Raw genomic sequence first — 17,482 nt, forward strand, 5'->3', positions numbered from 1 at the left:
CAAACAGTGCATCTTGATTACATCTATAAGATACTCAAAGTAATTAAGTTTTTAGGAATTTACCCTATGTCTAACGACACGATTCGCTTCACTGTTTCTATGCCAAAGTCTCAATTTGATGAGATTGAACAAGATCTATTACAACGAGGCTATCAATCCCGCTCTGAGTATATTCGCGACCTGTTCAGAGACCGCTTAGTCGATAAGCAATGGAACGAGAGTAAAGAGGATGTGGTCGGGGTACTGACACTCATCTTCGATCACCATCAACGCGGCCTGAGTGAGAAACTGATCGATATCCAGCATAACCATTTAGTACATGTCTTGTGTAGCACCCATGTACATGTCGACCACCATAACTGCCTAGAGACCATTATCATCAAGGGGCAAGCGGTCGAGCTTAACGCCATTGTGAATCGAATAGCGGCACTGAAAGGAGTCAAGGTCGCACGCTTAAGCCGCGCGGGAGTGGTATAGTCTAACGAAAATCCCGCTACTTTTGCGATCGACACGGCAGTTTAGTATGTTGGACATTGGCAAAATATGGACCTTAATCCAACAGCCTACAACTGGCGGGTTTCACATTACCCATAGCTCAATAGCCCGCATACTTCACACCTAGTAAGTATCGCTTTCTATTGGGTGCAACTAAGGCAATACAGTGATTTCTAGACTTCCTAAATGGGTTGAGTATGGCGCGTTTATTCTGGCTTTTACGGCGGGTAGCGTGAATGCAATCGGCTTGCTAGGCTTTGAGCATCAATCAGTCTCTCACCTCTCAGGCACGGCAACCTTAGTCGGCACTCAGCTTTTAAGTTCCTCACCCACTGTTCTGTTTCATCTTATGGGGATCTTAGTCAGCTTTATGTTTGGTGCCACGATTTCTGGCGCCTTTCTATCAGGCAGTAGCCTCAAGCTAGGGCGCCATTACGACACCTTGCTGCTTATCGAGGCGGGCTTGTTGCTGTTTGCCATCGATCTGCTGCAAGATGGCACCTACTATGGTCACTACATGGCATCGGCGGCTTGCGGCTTGCAAAACGCACTGGCAACCACCTATAGCGGCGCTATCGTACGTACTACCCACGTTACCGGCATTTTCACTGACTTAGGTATCATGTTAGGTGGTATCTTGAAGGGGGAAAAATTTGATAAGCGTAAGGCCGTACTGTTTATGCTTATCATCGCAGGTTTTATCTCTGGCGGCGCCTTAGGTGCTTACCTGTTTGCTAAGCTGCAATTCTTTGCCCTACTCGCCCCCGCCGCCATCTGTATAGCACTGGCGATGAGCTACCGATTTTATAAAGCATTAAATCGCCCGAAGCCCTAAAATCATTATCAATAGATACTAAAAAAGCGCCTAAAGCGCTTTTTAAATATCTAAGATAAGCCACTCTATCGACTAACAGATGGTGACTTTTTCGATGATGATAGTTTCTCTTGGTACATCATCATGGTCGCCTTTAGAGGTCGTTTTCGCGCGGCCAATCTTAGTGACCACATCCATACCTTTAGTGACTTGACCAAATACCGCATAACCCCAGCCCGCATTGGTCGTTGCGGTATGATCTAAAAAGTTATTGTCGGCTAAGTTGATAAAAAATTGCCCGGTAGCAGAATGCGGCGCATCGGTGCGCGCCATGGCGATACTGCCACGCACATTCTTAAGGCCTCGATTAGCTTCGTTAACGATAGCCGCTCGAGTCGGCTTCTCTTCCATCTCAGCAGTAAAACCGCCACCTTGGATCATAAAACCTTTTATGACGCGATGAAAAATCGTGCCCTCAAAAAAGCCATCTTGGCAGTACTTGATAAAGTTCTTAGCGCTAACTGGCGCCTTTTCCAGATCGAGTTCAATCTCGATATCACCTAAATTGGTAGTAAAAATAATCATAGTACTCACACTCTCATCATGCGCTTAATGCGGCCAAGGCAACATTTTACTCTTAGTTAAGAGGAAAATATATTGTTAGCTCACCCGCTAGTTTCTTAGACACTAAAACCCTATTTCAAAGCCATATAAACAGATAACACGAAAAATACACATTAAACGTCAAAAAAATGACTCTAGCGTTGATAAATAAGGATTTTTGTCAGAAACCACCAAACTCAAGTGTGGTGATAATCACGTTATAATCCAAGATAAACCGATAAAATCAAACCTAGCAAACCGCTTTAACCACCAACAAACAAAAATATAAAATAATAAATATAAATCATTATTTAAAAACATAAAAAATAACAAGGAAAAACAATGAACCACAAACCTGAAGCCAACTTGGCTAACGCTGGACGTCGAGGCTTTTTAAAGACAACCACTGGCGTTGCACTTGCTGCTGTCGGAACAAGTTTACTGCCAGCCACTGCACATGCGAGCAGTGACAATCATATTGAGCCTTTCCATGGTCATGGCTCTGGCCAGGGCTTCTGGAACAAGGTTCGCAATGAATTTATCCTAAACAAGCGCACTACCTACATGAACATTGGTACTGCTGGCACCATGCCAAAGCGTGTCTTAAAAGACTATAACCGCACCAATGAACAGATCTCTATTAATCCTTGGAACAGCAATATTCCAACTTTAGATTATGCCAAGCAGATAGCTCCAAGCTTCGGTGCCGATGAGCACGAATTAGTGCTATGTCGTAACACTACCGATGGCTTATGTACCATTATCAACGGCCTACAGTTTGAGTACGGCGACATCATCTTAACCACTAACCACGAACACCACGGTGTCACTACACCACTAAAGCATGTAGCACAGCGCTATGGCGCCGAAGTGATCGAGTTGGCTCTACCTGTTTACACGCCAAATAATGAAGTAAGCAGTGATGATTTCGTGCAGGTCTTTAACGATGCGGTAAGCCAATATGGCAATCGCGTACGCTTGATGGTGTTCTCTCACGTGACGTTCACCACTGGTACCACGCTTCCAGCTAAGCGTATCTGCCAAGAGGTCGCCATTCCAAATGGTATCATTACCTTAGTCGATGGTGCGCATACTCCCGGTATGTTCAACCTAGATTTCCATGATATCGATTGTGACTTCTACTCAGGTGCAGGCCACAAGTGGCAATGTGGTCCTGGTGCTACAGGCTTCCTATACGTACGTGATAACGCTAATCGTCTATTCGAATTCTGGAGCGATCGCGAAACACCGCTATGGTTTATCAACACCTCATCATCGGCTGCAGAAGTACAGACTAAGCTGCAATCTGTTGGCCAGGATAACTACCCAGCCAAACGCGCTCTAGCAGATGCTTGCGCACTTTGGGATGAGATTGGTCGTGATGCAATTGAAGAGCGCATTCTAGATTTAAGCGCACTATGTAAGAAACAACTAGCCAAGAAATTCCCTGAGGCGATGATCTTTGCTCCTAATATTCGTGAGCTATCTAGCGGCCTAACTACCTTCAACCCATTCGACGATCTAAATGATGGCGAGCTACTGACAGAGTTCCGCGACCGTTTACATGAAGAGTATGGCTACATAGTTAGAACCACCTCTTTCTACTTAGATCAGTACGATACGGTTAAGACTTACTCTCTACGCATTTCGACTCACCTTTTCCATGATGAAGATGATGTTAAGGGTCTAGTCAAAGCGATGAAGCAACTGCATCGTGAAATGAGATAAGCCATAAAATAAGCACCAATAGAAACGGCCCAGTTGTTATGATTTAAATAACAACCTGGGCCGTTTTTTTATCTTGAAATCGAGCAAAAATGCTTACAAATATCACTAACCAGCTCGTTCTATTTGTTCTGTAAAACTGGCCTCATTCTGGTCGCGAATTAATAGCTGAGTAAACTCTGCAGCCGGCACAGGACGACTAAACAGATAGCCCTGACCAAATTCACAATTGTGCTGCTGTAAAAACAGCGCTTGCTCATCGTTTTCAATTCCCTCAGCAACCACCTTAAGCTTTAACGATTTAGCCATCGCCAGTATCGCCGATACCAAGGATGCATCCGATGAACAAACGGTCATATTATTAATAAAGGCGCGATCAATTTTTAGCTTAGTAAATGAGAATTTCTGCAGATAACTTAACGCCGAATAACCGGTACCGAAATCATCGATAGATAGGCCTACTCCGAGCTGCTTAAGATAAGCGAGCATCTTCATCAAGGCATTATCTTGCTCTATCAGTAGACTCTCGGTCACCTCCATTTCCAGCTGGCTAGCAGGAAGCCCCGTTTGCACCAACACATCGACGATACGCTCTTGCAACGCCTCACAATACCTAAATTGTACACTCGAGAAATTGATGGCGATCTTGATCGGGCTGATCTGCTGCCAAGCTGCAGCTTGAGTACAAGCCTCAAGTAAGACGATGTCGCCGAGTCGGTGGATCAAGCCATTTTTCTCAGCCAAAGGAATGAAATCCTCTGGAGAAACAAAACCAAGCTCGCTATCGGTCCAGCGCATAAGGGCTTCGGCAGCGACGATCTTACGACTAACCAGATCTAAGATCGGTTGATAGTAGATCTCTAATTCGCCTTGCTGCACGGCCTGATGTAAACGTACATTGAGGGCAAAACTACGCTGCACATCTAGGTTCATCTGCTCATCGTAAAAGTTAAAACCGTTCCTGCCCATATCTTTAACGCTGTATAGCGCGGTGTCGGCGCGTTTCAGCAGAGTCGAAGCATTGGTACCATCTTTAGGGTAAACAGACATACCGATACTGGCCGAGACAAAAAATTCTTGCTGCTCAATTCGAAATGGCTTTTCAAACACAGATAAAATACTACTCGCTACCAACTTGGCAGAGTCTTGATGCTGGATATCTGGCACAATCACCAAGAACTCATCACCACCTAAGCGAGCGACAATATCACTGGTACGCACAGACTTTAGTAGGCGCTTACTGGCTTGCTTTAATAGCAGATCGCCAGCGTGATGGCCCACGGTATCATTAACCTGCTTAAAGTTATCTAGATCGATAAACAGCAACAGAATTTGGGTCTGTTTCACATGGGAACGACCAATCATCTCCTGCAAGCGAGCCATGCCATGGGTGCGATTGGCTAAGTTGGTTAATTCATCATGAGTCGCCTGATATTCCAGCTTACTTTCAGACTCCTTACGCTTAGAAATCTCTTCATGCAGCTGAGTGTTTTGCATCGCCAGTTTTTGTTGTTGTTCTGAAGATAACTCCACCTGAGTCTGTAGCACTAAGTTGGCGTTATTCACTCGCATCAGGTAGATCAAACCCAGAAATACTGGCAACGCCAGAAGAGAGATCCCCGCTATAAACCACGCAGAGGTGAAAATATCTTGCTCACTAACGGGCTTAAACCAACTCTCCAGCACCAGCGGCGTCGACGCGACCTTTTTCTCAAAATAGATGATCCTAGAATTATCGCCGTAATAGCTAGTCTTACCAATTTCAGTTTCAGTTTCACAACCTTGCAATGAATTCCAAACCAGTATGTCTCCGATGGGGGTTACCAAGGTCAAGCAGCTGCCGCTCTCGAGATGCTCCTGCGTCGAGAGAAGTTTAATCAGCAGATCGGTATTTAGGGTGGCAACTAGAATCGCAACGGGTTTATTCTGATGATAAATCGTCTGCAGTAACTGAATGGCGGTCCCTTCTACGCCTTTAACTACCTGAAGTTTATGGTCTTTTGTTTCCATCTCTTTCAGGGGGAGCTGGTTAATATCAAACGCCACCTCTGGTCGAGTATTAACAATAACGGTTTGCCCTATCCCGACAATCATCACTCTTGTGTAGATCTGCTGACCATCCATCATGTTTGATCGGGTAAAGTTTTCTATCATCTGAGTAAGACTAAATAGACTCGAACCGAGTCCATACTGCAGCGACATACCTGCCGCTAAATTTGAGAAATAGGTATTAACGTCACGCTTCTGACTCAGGTTGGCAATATTTTTTTCACTGGCATCGAAGAAGAAACTTAAGTTTTCGGTGTAATTACTGACTCTTAAATTAAGCTCGCTATTTTGTGACTCTTTTAAGCGACTCTGGCCTAAATTGGTCACAGTCAAAATAAGAATTAAGTAGCCGCTCAATAAGATGCCAGCAATGATGATCGCGGTTTTGCTGTTAAACCATTTAAAGTGTTTCATGTTACTTGTGAGCATCGGCTGCCGCTTGTTCAAAATAATCTTGATAATAATGAAAAACGGTCGGGTAATGCTTTTTCACTAACTTGTTATAGCTACCATCCGCGCGGATCTGCTTCAGGTAGCCATTGAAGACCTCCCTCAGCTGTGGCGAGTCTTTACGAAAACCTATGGCCATTCTCTGATCTTCAGAAATTGGACCGATGATCTTGATTGCATTAGGCCATTTATCTATTGCTATCAGAGAGTCGGCAACATCTAATAAGGTCGCTTCGGCCTCGATGCTGAGTAAGAAAGGCACCATCTCATTGAGCTGCAATTGTTTCACGGGCAGAATCACATTAGCCTGAGTCGCATAAAGATTGTATAGATCGGGGTCGAGGCAGGACTGCTTCATCGCCAGAATATCACGCTGTTTCAGCAACTCTTTTACCTGAGCAACATCGCCCGAAGTAGAGCCAGTTGGCTTGATAGGATTAAGTTCGGAACTGGTGCGCGCAACGAGCCATACCGCAGACGGGAAGTAGTCATCGGAGAAATCGACTAACTCTTCGCGCCAATCTAAAATGGTTAAGCCGTTGGCTATCACATCCCCCACAATAGGCTCCGGCTCGCCATAAACCACTTGGTTATTAATAAACTGGCCATTACGCCCAGTCAACATACCAAATACATTGCTCCACTTGGCTGGTACGAACTCATATTCGACACCAAGATAATCGGCGAAGTTTTGCATCAGCTCAATATCGAGGCCATTATGGGTTAACTTGTTTCCTTCTGAATACTGAGAAACGAAGTTTGCATAAGGTACACCTAGATGACGTAACACTCCTTCAGCTTTAATCTCGGCTAAATCTCTCGCCAAAGCATGATTCGCTGATAAGCCTAAAAACAACATTACGACTAGCTGAATGATGAATCTTGATTTCATTTGAGACACCTTCATAAGAGCCTGACGACTTGAGCATCGCTTAGGTAAAATTTGAGTCCACGGAGTATACCTTGAGTCAACGTTAAATCCACGACCTAGGCAGCAATTTTAGCAATCGTGATAGTATTTATTCACTTACAATAGAGAATATGAAATTAGCATTTTAAAACAAACAGATAAATGCTAATTAACAAGCTAGCATTCACAATTAAACAGCGTTAAAACATGTCAAAAAAATGACAAGTGACATAAAAAAAATGAGTGGCAAAAAGGCAATTAAAAAAGCCAGCTTAGCTGGCTTTTTATTAATCTATTTTATGCAGTAAAACTTATCCAACACGGCTAATTTTTGCTCTCTACTTTCTGGTTTTCGATAGCACAAAAGCGCAATGTAGATTATTTGATACAAAGCTAATTAATGCTTAAGTTAACTCGTTCAATCTTAGGCAGGCGCTTTTCCTAAACGCTTAAGCAAACCAAAAGCCTTACTCATGTGCTGCTCTGCAACCACAAAACCTTGTAACTGTTCATCAGTATCAAATGCTTGTACACAAGTCCCCTGTGCATCTATATCTAATTGCCAGCGATTAACCTGTTGCACGGCTTGCCCTGCCAACTGAATAGGATAAAGCGGCGTTTTAACTTTAACCAACATGGCAGGCAATACGACTGCCGTTAATTGGCCTAACAAGGTTTTAGCTAATGCATTGGCACAAACTAAAGCTGGCTGCAGATAGGCTAGCACCTTACCGCCAATCTCAGCGCAATCGCCTAAGGCATAGACATCCATTGCCGTGGTTTGCATTTGCTTATCCACCACTATGCCTCGCTTAACCGCCAAACCCGCTTGCAGTGCTAGCTGAGTGTTAGCCTGAAGTCCTGCGGCAGAAATGACAGTATCGACAATAAGCGACTCACCATTTGCCAGCTCTACCTGAAAAGCTCCACAATCTTCACTCGAGCTAATGCTACTCACTTTGTTATTCAGCGCTAACTGTACGCCTATTTGCTGCATCTGCTTGCTTAGCTGAGTGGCAATGTATTCGGGGAGTAAATTAGCCATCAGTTGATCGCAAGGATCGACAGTGATAACTCGCTTGCCTGCTGTTGCGAGATCCATAGATAACTCGGTGCCGATCAAACCGCCGCCTATTACCAGCACTCGCTTGGCCAATGCCAATTCTTGCTCGGCAACTTGATACTCTTGCAAACTATTGAGGGTCACAATGCGATCCACTGCGTTGCCTGAGAGCGGCGGCACAAAAGCCCTAGCTCCGGTTGCAATAACTAGCTTTGCGTATGGATACACCTTCCCTGCAACCATGATCTTATGTTGATCTGGCTCAATCGAGTCTACATAGGTATTGGCGTGCAGCTCAAAGTTAAGCTCCCGCGCTAGCTCATCGCCTGATGCACGCACAAGATCGCTTGCCAACTGCTGCTTAGACACCACATGGCTCAAGTCTGGTTTATTGTAATCATCACCATTATCAGCACTAAAAACCTGGATCTTAATGGTTTGATCGCTGCGTCGAATGGCTCTAATAAGTTGGTAAGCGGCAAAGCCACTACCAATGATGACGATTGGCGCATCAATTTGCTCACTCATCATATTATGCTCCTGCTATGGGTTGAAACACTTGTTTACCAATACCGCATTCTGGGCACAGAAAATCTTCCGCTACATCTGACCAAGTGGTGCCGGGGGCCACATCTTGATTTGGCTCACCAATGGCTGGGTCATAAACCCAATTACATACTGTGCACAACATCTTTTGACTATCAGTCACAGCAACGCTTGCGCTACTTTTTGTAGCAGGCGTAAACGACTCAACACTGTTATCTGCTTTAAGTGGTTCGCGGTTGACTATGTTTTGCTTTAGCGGTTCAGACAGATCTTTGAGTGCCCACTGCTTAGCAACATGTTGACCGTATTCGCGGCATTCACGCATGGCTTTACCATCTGGGCGCCACTTAGTTTTCATCCCATAGGTCGTTTCAAAGCCTGCATCGGTTAAACGCGTATGAATACGATCGACTGCACCACCATTCCAACCAAAACTACCGAAGGCAGCCGCCTTCTTATTCTTAAATCTTAAGCCGGTGATCTCTTCTAACATGCCAGCCACTTTTGGCATCATCACGTTATTCATGGTTGATGAGCCCACTAAGATCCCTTTCGATCTAAAGATACTGGCAAGAATGTCATTCTTATCTTGGCGCGATACGTTAAAGACTTTCACCGCAACGCTCGGATCAACATCATGGATCCCCTGGGCAATCGCATCTGCCATCATACGAGTGTTATTCGACATAGAATCATAGAACAGCGTAATGCGATCTTCTTGGTAATCATTAGCCCACTCAAGATATTGGTGGATGATCTGCGTTGGGTTATCGCGCCACACAATACCGTGGGACGTTGCGATCATATCAACCGGAACATTAAAGCTCAGCACTTCATGGATCTTCGCAGTCACCAAGGCACTAAATGGAGTTAAAATATTCGAGTAATAACGCAGGCATTGATCCATTAACTCTGTTTGATCGACTTCGTCGTTAAATAGACGTTCATCGCAATAGTGCTGACCAAAGGCATCGTTGCTATACAGCACTGCGTCACCCGTTTGGTAAGTCATCATACTATCTGGCCAGTGAAGCATTGGCGCTTCGATAAAGATCAATTGCTTGCCATTACCAATGTCTAAGGTGTCACCTGTTTTAACCACATTGAAATTCCACTCAGGGTGATGGTGGTGACCCACAATGGAGTCAACCGCATTTTCAGTGCAATAGATTGGGGTATTAGGGATCTTTGCCATTAGCGCAACTAAGGCGCCAGAATGATCTTCTTCGGCATGGTTTATCACTATGTAGTCGATTTGATTAAGATCGATCTCCATCTCAAGATTTTGAATAAACTGCTGGCTAAAACGATGATCGACAGTATCGATCAATACCGTCTTTTGCTCACGAATAAGGTAACTGTTGTAGCTAGTCCCTTTGGTCATCTTGTACTCGGTACCATGGAAGTCTTGTACTTCCCAGTCGCGTTGTCCTACCCAATGAATGTTGTTTTTGACATGGATTGTCATATTGTCACCTATTACTGAAATTCAAATAGTGCATTAACACTAAACCTGAAGCTGTAATAGCAGCGAACGTGCCAATATTTCACTATGTTGATTTTAAAGGGTTTAACAGGAAAGCAATCAAGTTAACACTGTCTTTTTGATAGCGACAATAAATGTCAAAGTGACATATAGCTGTCAATAAGACACCTTCAAACTCGAACATCTCTGGGTATTTATAACAGTGACCAAACGACTATATAACGACAAAATACGGCCTGAAGTGACTGGTAATCCAAGGTAATACAGAGCGAGTAAGCTCTCGGAAAGTACAGTTTACGGAAAATATTATCCAGAATGCTCTTTTATAAGCTACTCAAGCCTGTCGCGGGCATCAACTGAGACAACTTTTGATGCCGATTCTGCTTGATAGCGAGCAAACATTGCCGCTATGGCTTCACTGTCACCGCTGAAACCTTTATCGGTAAGAAACTGCTCATTGTAAAGTTTGCATGCTGAGCGCTCGGGAAGATCGCAATAAAAGGTCACTATGGTTTTGCCTTGGCCCATTTTAGCTGCGGCGTACAATGCCCCCGCGACATTAAGTGCTGCACTGCTGCCAAGCACTATACCGTCGTGCTCCTGCACATGGCGAGCAATGGCCACTAGGTCGAGATCCGGCAAGGTTATGGCTTTATCGATCTTGGCCTGACGGAAATTTTCTACCAAGCGCATGATACCGATCCCTTCGGTAAACGAGCTACCCGAGGCGCTGTATTTTCCATCCTTTAAATAGGCATAGATCCCTGAACCATCGGGATCCACCAGCCAAGTTTGTAACTGTGGATTTTGCTCTGATAAATAACGCGAGTTCCCCGCTATGGTGCCACCAGTCCCCGCAACCGAGACTAGGGCATCAATTTTGCCTTGAGTTTGTTGCCAGATCTCTGGTCCAGTATGAATAAAGTGAGCCTTGCTATTACTGATATTTTCAAATTGATCCGCCCACCAATAGTTATCATTAGCCTCACCTAGCCGCTTAGCCGTATGATAAAAATGATCGGGATCAGCAAACGGGCAGGCATCGACTAGCTTAAGTTCGGCGTCAAACAGAGTGATCATCAGCTCTTTTTCACGCGCCTGCCCCCTAGGCATCACCACCAACATCTTGAATCCCAGCGCCTTGGCAACTAACGCGAGTCCTATACCGGTATTCCCCGCAGTGCCTTCAACGATAGTCATCCCGGGGGTTAACTTACCCTCAGCGATCGCATCTTGCACCATCTGCAACGCGGCGCGATCTTTAATCGAACCACCAGGGTTTTGTTGCTCGCACTTAAGTAAGATCTCACAACCCGTCAAATCACTCAGACTATTGATCCGCAGCAGATCGGTATTGCCGATAAGCTCGGTAATATTGTTGGCAATGCCATCGGTAGCAGGTAATGGGCGTTCGGAATTTGAAGAAAATGAGGAAGCGGACATAGAATATAATCTCTGTTGCAGATACTCATTCAATATTAGGCACAGTTCTAATTTAAGCCAAGTCACTAAATTTAGGCAGATGAGAGTTTTAAGGTAACAAGTAGCTTTTATCGAGCTCACACTGCCTGTATTAAGTATTGCAATACTTAATACAGGCGAGCGGAATGGTTCAAAAACTATTCTTAGCTACACCCAGCCGAGTTCGCGAAACTTTGCTAAAGCCTTGCTGAAGTATTGCATCTGCGCTGGTGTGCCGATTGACAGACGGTTCCATCCCTCACCATGGTTAAATGGACGCCCGACTAAAATACCCGCCTTTGCCATGCGCTGCATATACAGCTCACTGTCACCATTCACCTTGTGGAAGATAAAGTTAGTTTCGCTCGGCAGATAGTCTAAACCGAGTTTAGCTAACTGCTGATACACCAGTGCCTTAGCTTGGTTATTGGATTGCAGACTTAGGCTTAACCATTGTGGGCTCTCAAGGCTGGCCTTAGCGGCAACACAACCGATTAGGTTGGCATTGTCGATACTGGCCTGTGCCTGCATTTGTTTGATTAAATCAGCATGAGCGACACCGTAACCGACACGTAAGCCTGCTAAGGCATAGATCTTTGAAAAGGTTCTGCAGACCACGATATGCTGCTGGCCTTGTTTAATCCGCTCAACCGCCGATGCAAACCCAGCTTGCGCGACATATTCCACATAAGCCTCATCGACGATAAAACTCAGCTGACTCGATGCCTGATCTAACCATTGATTCAATTCACTTTGCGGCAATAACAAACCCGTCGGGTTATTAGGGTTGCATAAATACACAATTGACGGACCACTATGTGCAGCCACTTTCGCTTTCATTTTGGCGAGATCGGTTTGCCACTGACCGTCGAGTTTCACCTTAAGAACTGGGATCCCACGCGCCATGGCATAATCGATGACCACTCCATAGCTTGGGTCTGGCATCACTAGCTGACTGTTGGTCTGCGCTAATGCATCCAGTGCCATTTTCAATACTTCTGACGAGCCATTTCCATAGATGAGTTGCGATTCTGCTACGGAGATACTCTCTGCAATAGCTGCCATCAACTGACTGCGCGCAGCATCTGGATAGCGCCATGCATTAGGTAGAGCATCAAGCACGGCTTGTTGCGCTTTAGGTGCCAGACCAAGTGGATTTTCATTAAAGTTGAGCGGGACCGCTTCATCCGCACTCATCCCGGTCGCTGTTGTCGAACTAGCAGCTGTAGAGACAGAGCTCGAACTACAACCTAAGGTGGCTAAGCTCGATACAGCTGCGCCAGCATAGAGAAATTGACGACGGCTAATTTTATTCAGCTTTGGTTTATTTAGCCCGGATTTATTTAGCTCTTGTTTGACTAACTCTTGTTTAACTAACTCTTGTTCAATTAGATTTGACTGCATATTTATTTATTATTATTGAATTATTACCTACGACAGATAATTATATGAAACTAACATTCCCGCTAGTTAAGCGAGAGGGATTTGCAATCAAGATCACAAATTATTGCTAGAAATGCGCAGAAAACAAACTGGTAACTACATATAAATCAAAGATAAACTTAGTATCACCTTACAGCAGCTTATTCATTGCATAAAAAAAGCCCCATCTGTGACGGGGCTTGTTAGGTCGACTATTTTAAGTCGACTAGCTAGAATCGGCTAACTGCGTAAGCAGTCACCAATATTGCATTGCTTAATGAGTTATTCGATTGTTAGCATGTAGACGGATTAACGTGCAAGCTGATTAATGAGCAAACCAGGCATCTTGCCAAGCACTGCCGGTGCCTGGCGCGTAATGGCTTGCTGAGCCGCTACACCAGCCACTGTTTGGCCAAGGCAGACATTCAAATACGCCGCCAGCATTAGTCACCACATCACCCGCTTGATACTGGGTACCCGCAGCGTAAGCAGGATAGTCACCGCCTTCACTATCTTCTTCTACTAGATTGATGCTAGTTCGGCTACTTAGTTGTTGCTCTTCGACGTTCACTACGATGTCATAACTCCCCGCAGTTAAATCGGTCGCCAGCAATGTGAATGACGCACTGTTGCTAACGCTCATTTCACTGCTAGCAAACACTGTATTGCCTTGCACTAAGCTGGCATTGATCACCATGGTTTGATTAACGCTTGCGCTAAACTCGATGTTCACGCTGCCTTGCTCAAGCACGTAACGTGGTGCAATACCAGTCACTTCAAGGCTTGGTTTAACAACCGGTGGTAAACCACCATCACAATCGCTATCACCTTGTGCTTTCCAAACGCCCCACTCACCCGTTGTGCCAGGCTCGTCACCTTGAGTCCACCAGCCGGCTAACCAGCTCTTACCTGCATGACTAACTGTTTCACCGCCAAGGTAAACTGTTGCATTGTCCCATGCGTTATCACATACCGCGCCTTGCTCTTTCACGGTAATAGTACGCAACACTTCAACCTGCTGGCCTGCGCTGTCGCTAACGCGGTAAGTTAGTGAGTACTGACCAAGAGTGTCGGTATCGACATCACCATCGACGCTAATTTGCGCCGTTAAGTCGCCATCTTCAGCATCGATTGCACTTACACCTGCCATCGCATCGAAAGCACTGCCCAGTAAAATGCTAGCATTGGCTACGCCTTTAATTTCAGGCTTAGTGTTATAGACTTCAACCGTGCGCACTTGCTCTGTTAGGTTATCGTCACTATCGCTAACACGATAAGTTAGTGCATACAAACCTAGTGTCTGAGTATCAATCGCGCCTTCGACTTGGATATCAGAGGTTAAATCGCCATCTTCCATATCTCGAGCCGTTACACCTGCTAGCGCATCAAACTGAGCACCGAGTTTAACGCGAGCATTGCTGACACCTGCAAAAATCGGCTTACCGTTATCCGGCTCTGGAGGCAGAATATCTTGGCCATGGATGAATGGACCGTAGGCCTTGATGAATGACTCGTTATAAGCCTGACCCGCAGAGTTTTTCCCCATGTCCCAGTTAACCGACCACGTCATTACACCGCGCAGTGGCTGGCCTTGGGCTTTTAGCTGCTCAAATGCCGCATAGAGTTTTTGCGGTTGTTTGATGTAACCTGTCGCGGCCGCGTCGATGTTGGTTGGAATACCAAAGACTAACTTATCGTGGGGGATCTTAGTAAAGCCGTTAGTGCCGTTCGCTAAGGCATCGGCGATATGGTAGATAAACTCTTGCTTAAGGTTATCGTTGTTCTGTGCAATCCAGCCTAGGCCTTCGATATAAATACCATCGCCACCTTGGTTATAGAACTGTGGGTTGATCCAGTCGTAATAACCTTCTAGCTCGGTGATATAAGGCACATACTTACCACCTGTTGTCAGATACGGAAACTCTGGCGCCATGGTGATTAGGAAGTTCTTCCCCTGATCACGGTAGTAATCTTTAACTATGCGTAGCGCCGCAGGAATAACAGTTTGGTTATCGGCAGCGGTCACAGCAGCCTGCTCAAGATCGATATCTAGGCCGTCAAAGCCATAAACCTCGACTAGACGAATAATTTCATCGGCGAGAGCCTGCTCTTGACCATTACGCAGTTCGATGTGCGCATCGGCGCCACCCAATGCGATTAATACCGAACGTCCTTGACGGTTAAGCTCGCTAATCTGCTCAATAAATTGGGCCTCTGATAGGCCTATTGCAGGGTCTAATTTAAATGTAGGAATCGTGCCTACGGCGCCATAAACCTTCATAAATGACACATCGACCACGTTATACTGCGGATCAACATCGGTTAAGGTTACACAAGGTGCAATGCCCCCCTTATAGCCAGAGCCGTCGCACCAGTTATGCCAATAACCCACAACCACACCGGCTTGCGGATTTACCATATCGGTACCATTGGCCATAGCTGGGGAAGAAATAGCCCCCATAGCAAGCGCAATGCTGGCACCTAGTAGATTCAGTTTTAGTGATTTCATTTATTTATCCCTTTTCATTAGATATCGAAAAGCAACAAACAGGCATGCAGTAGGGCCTGTGTCACTTGCGGTAGCGCCACTGCCATAGGTGTCCCCTTAGGCTGGATGCTTTGCGTCACCTGCTTTCACAGGTTTTGCCTTTTTCATCAAGTGCAACCAATGCACCCACAAAATTTCGTGGATTATTATCTGCTTACTTAATTTTGTAAATCAAAAAATAGCGTAAAAACACACATCTAAAGCAATAAAAACCACTAAACCATCAAAGACAAAATATTGACAACCAAGATATTGATTAAACTCAGATATAAATAAACATAACGAAAATATATCCAGCATTAAAGACAACTTAAAAACGAATCTAACAACAAAAACAACTAACTGAATAAACTTTCGAACAATAGCGACAGAAAGTATCAATAAACGGTTATAACGTCGATTTTTTGATGCTAATACCTGAGCAAACAATTTATTGGCAATAGCATAAAACAGTCTCAAGAGTTCAACTTAGGTTCAGCAAGCTAACGCTAAGATTGCCATCAGTTTATTTTGTGTGTGAGCACACGGGTTAGCCTAACTAAGAGAGTTGAATGAAGATCCATGACACCAATTTAACCTACGAAAATCTCCCCAGCGTAATGCTTCTACTCGACTCTGTTGCCTTTATGTGGGTCGTCACCTTAATCACTGTAGGTATTTTTAGCTGGTTAGCGTTGAAACTATGGCACCTACATTCTTTGCCCAAATACTTAGCCAAAGAGCGCGGTATGCGACAGGCCAAATTGGTTTTTTGGCTATGTATGTTAGGCCTATTTTGGAAGCCTCTTTGGGTACTTGCTGTGATTGCCATCGTTACCGATTGGGACCGAGTACAGGAATGGATTAGAGGAACCCGCGCATGAAAGAGATAATGCTGCCGTATATTTTTATCGTATGGTTACTGTTTAAGTTCAAAGTAATCAAAGCCAGACCACGAAACTACTTTATTAGCGTGTTTGTAGGTTGTTTAATTGCACTCACGCTATTTTTGGCTCATCGCTTTTATTCTCCATCCGATCTCACTAACTCGACGACAGTAAGGGCACCTCACGCGATCCTCTCACCCGCCTTTGGACAACAGATAGATAAAGTGGCAATCGATCATAACCAGCAGGTAAACAAAGGCGACCTGCTATACACCTTGGTCGACGACAAGGTCAGCAGCGCTATCGATGAAATAAATGCACGCATCAATGAAGTCGAACGCAACATAGAAGCCACTGAGGTAAAGCTGGCGCAAGCAAAGCGTACTCATTTGCGTAAAGCCAATCTTGGTGAGCATGTTAGCGAGCGAGACTTAGAGAACGCTGAAGATCACGTGGAAATTATTAAAGCAGAGCTTAAGGTGCAACACGCCCAGCTAGAGGTGAAATATGCTCAGCTAAGAAAGCAAGAATTTGAGCTAAAAAGGCTTGAAGTTCGGGCGCCATTCGACGGCATGGTGACCCATGTGTATATTGCCGATGGCTCAAGAGTCGGCGCTATGCACCTATGGGATACCGGCCGTAAATTTGTCGAGATGCGTATTCCCGATCAGTCATTTGCCTACATACAACCGGGTCAGTTTGCCGAGTTTTATATCAACGCCTATCCAGGTCAGATATTTAGAGCCAGAGTCCACAGTAAGGTTGAAGCCACTGGTGAAGCTCAAGGCGACATCTTGCCTCGCGAGCAGATGGTATCACGTCATATCAACTTAGGCTCAATGCCCGTGGGCAGAACCGTGGTACTTGAAATAGATGACGACACCATGGCCATGTTGCCGATTGGTGCGACGGGCTCGGCTTGGATAAGTGCCGACAAGCCCTCTTCACTTCTAGGCTTTCTCGATATCATTGGCGGGGCAACGGTGAGACTCACCGCAGTTAAGGCTTACCTTAACCCGTTATAACTACCGTGATTGAGAATGC

At 45.1% G+C, this 17,482-nt stretch carries 13 protein-coding genes and 1 riboswitch; of the genes, 5 read left to right on the plus strand and 8 right to left on the minus strand.

Annotation, left to right across the window (positions count from 1 at the left end; all coding sequences use genetic code 11):
• Positions 1-66: 66 nt before the first annotated feature.
• Both nikR and SPEA_RS19175 read left to right on the plus strand, forming a co-directional pair.
• Positions 67-477, plus strand: coding sequence for a nickel-responsive transcriptional regulator NikR (nikR, locus tag SPEA_RS19170; protein WP_012156840.1), 411 nt, complete (start codon positions 67-69; stop codon positions 475-477).
• Positions 478-661: 184 nt separating this feature from the next.
• Complete coding sequence (locus SPEA_RS19175; protein ID WP_012156841.1) at positions 662-1,330, plus strand: YoaK family protein; 669 nt, start codon at positions 662-664, stop codon at positions 1,328-1,330.
• 72 nt (positions 1,331-1,402) lie between these two features.
• On the opposite strand, the gene SPEA_RS19180 is transcribed toward SPEA_RS19175, so the two are convergent.
• Positions 1,403-1,894 carry a peptidylprolyl isomerase gene (locus SPEA_RS19180; protein WP_012156842.1) on the minus strand — a complete coding sequence of 164 codons (492 nt, stop codon included), beginning with the start codon at positions 1,892-1,894 and terminating at the stop codon, positions 1,403-1,405.
• Between the two features lie 360 nt (positions 1,895-2,254).
• On the opposite strand from SPEA_RS19180, the gene SPEA_RS19185 reads away from it, so the two are divergent.
• Positions 2,255-3,640, plus strand: a complete 1,386-nt coding sequence (locus SPEA_RS19185) for an aminotransferase class V-fold PLP-dependent enzyme (RefSeq protein ID WP_012156843.1) — start codon at positions 2,255-2,257, stop codon at positions 3,638-3,640.
• Positions 3,641-3,745: 105 nt separating this feature from the next.
• On the opposite strand, the gene SPEA_RS19190 is transcribed toward SPEA_RS19185, so the two are convergent.
• The 7 genes from SPEA_RS19190 to SPEA_RS23485 all read right to left on the minus strand — a co-directional run bounded on the left by SPEA_RS19190 (position 3,746) and on the right by SPEA_RS23485 (position 15,533).
• A complete protein-coding gene (locus tag SPEA_RS19190) occupies positions 3,746-6,115 on the minus strand; it encodes a putative bifunctional diguanylate cyclase/phosphodiesterase (protein WP_012156844.1) in 2,370 nt (789 codons plus the stop codon).
• Positions 6,102-7,028 (minus strand): transporter substrate-binding domain-containing protein, encoded by a 927-nt coding sequence (locus SPEA_RS19195; protein WP_012156845.1) that lies wholly within the window; start codon positions 7,026-7,028, stop codon positions 6,102-6,104. Before SPEA_RS19195 ends, SPEA_RS19190 begins: the two co-directional genes overlap by 14 nt.
• Before the next feature lie 442 nt (positions 7,029-7,470).
• A complete protein-coding gene (norW, locus tag SPEA_RS19200; protein WP_012156846.1) occupies positions 7,471-8,640 on the minus strand; it encodes an NADH:flavorubredoxin reductase NorW in 1,170 nt (389 codons plus the stop codon).
• Between the two features lies 1 nt (position 8,641).
• Complete coding sequence (gene norV, locus SPEA_RS19205) at positions 8,642-10,123, minus strand: anaerobic nitric oxide reductase flavorubredoxin (protein ID WP_012156847.1); 1,482 nt, start codon at positions 10,121-10,123, stop codon at positions 8,642-8,644.
• A 348-nt stretch (positions 10,124-10,471) separates the two neighbouring features.
• Entirely contained in the window at positions 10,472-11,584 is a 1,113-nt protein-coding gene (locus tag SPEA_RS19210) for a cysteine synthase A (protein WP_012156848.1), read from the minus strand.
• A gap of 186 nt (positions 11,585-11,770) precedes the next feature.
• Positions 11,771-13,006: a pyridoxal phosphate-dependent aminotransferase gene (locus tag SPEA_RS19215; protein WP_012156849.1), complete on the minus strand. Its 1,236-nt coding sequence runs from the start codon at positions 13,004-13,006 to the stop codon at positions 11,771-11,773.
• Positions 13,007-13,349: 343 nt separating this feature from the next.
• Complete coding sequence (locus SPEA_RS23485; protein WP_012156850.1) at positions 13,350-15,533, minus strand: immunoglobulin-like domain-containing protein; 2,184 nt, start codon at positions 15,531-15,533, stop codon at positions 13,350-13,352.
• A 66-nt stretch (positions 15,534-15,599) separates the two neighbouring features.
• Positions 15,600-15,682, minus strand: a riboswitch (cyclic di-GMP riboswitch).
• A gap of 441 nt (positions 15,683-16,123) precedes the next feature.
• Here SPEA_RS23485 and SPEA_RS19230 point away from each other — a divergent pair.
• Both SPEA_RS19230 and SPEA_RS19235 read left to right on the plus strand, forming a co-directional pair.
• A complete protein-coding gene (locus tag SPEA_RS19230; RefSeq protein ID WP_041411102.1) occupies positions 16,124-16,435 on the plus strand; it encodes a hypothetical protein in 312 nt (103 codons plus the stop codon).
• A complete protein-coding gene (locus tag SPEA_RS19235) occupies positions 16,432-17,463 on the plus strand; it encodes an HlyD family secretion protein (protein WP_012156853.1) in 1,032 nt (343 codons plus the stop codon). The genes SPEA_RS19230 and SPEA_RS19235 overlap by 4 nt, the downstream gene beginning before the upstream one ends.
• Positions 17,464-17,482 lie beyond the last annotated feature (19 nt).

It is taken from the genome of Shewanella pealeana ATCC 700345 (assembly GCF_000018285.1).
Taxonomy (GTDB): domain Bacteria; phylum Pseudomonadota; class Gammaproteobacteria; order Enterobacterales; family Shewanellaceae; genus Shewanella; species Shewanella pealeana.

Excerpts from the sequence above, each read along its gene's own strand:
- nikR (WP_012156840.1), top strand. The coding sequence starts at position 67 with ATGTCTAACGACACGATTCGCTTCACTGTTTCTATGCCAAAGTCTCAA.
- SPEA_RS19180 (WP_012156842.1), bottom strand. The coding sequence starts at position 1,894 with ATGATTATTTTTACTACCAATTTAGGTGATATCGAGATTGAACTCGAT.
- SPEA_RS19185 (WP_012156843.1), top strand. The coding sequence starts at position 2,255 with ATGAACCACAAACCTGAAGCCAACTTGGCTAACGCTGGACGTCGAGGC.
- SPEA_RS19190 (WP_012156844.1), bottom strand. The coding sequence starts at position 6,115 with ATGCTCACAAGTAACATGAAACACTTTAAATGGTTTAACAGCAAAACC.
- SPEA_RS19195 (WP_012156845.1), bottom strand. The coding sequence starts at position 7,028 with ATGAAATCAAGATTCATCATTCAGCTAGTCGTAATGTTGTTTTTAGGC.
- norW (WP_012156846.1), bottom strand. The coding sequence starts at position 8,640 with ATGATGAGTGAGCAAATTGATGCGCCAATCGTCATCATTGGTAGTGGC.
- norV (WP_012156847.1), bottom strand. The coding sequence starts at position 10,123 with ATGACAATCCATGTCAAAAACAACATTCATTGGGTAGGACAACGCGAC.
- SPEA_RS19210 (WP_012156848.1), bottom strand. The coding sequence starts at position 11,584 with ATGTCCGCTTCCTCATTTTCTTCAAATTCCGAACGCCCATTACCTGCT.
- SPEA_RS19215 (WP_012156849.1), bottom strand. The coding sequence starts at position 13,006 with ATGCAGTCAAATCTAATTGAACAAGAGTTAGTTAAACAAGAGTTAGTC.
- SPEA_RS23485 (WP_012156850.1), bottom strand. The coding sequence starts at position 15,533 with ATGAAATCACTAAAACTGAATCTACTAGGTGCCAGCATTGCGCTTGCT.
- SPEA_RS19230 (WP_041411102.1), top strand. The coding sequence starts at position 16,124 with ATGAAGATCCATGACACCAATTTAACCTACGAAAATCTCCCCAGCGTA.
- SPEA_RS19235 (WP_012156853.1), top strand. The coding sequence starts at position 16,432 with ATGAAAGAGATAATGCTGCCGTATATTTTTATCGTATGGTTACTGTTT.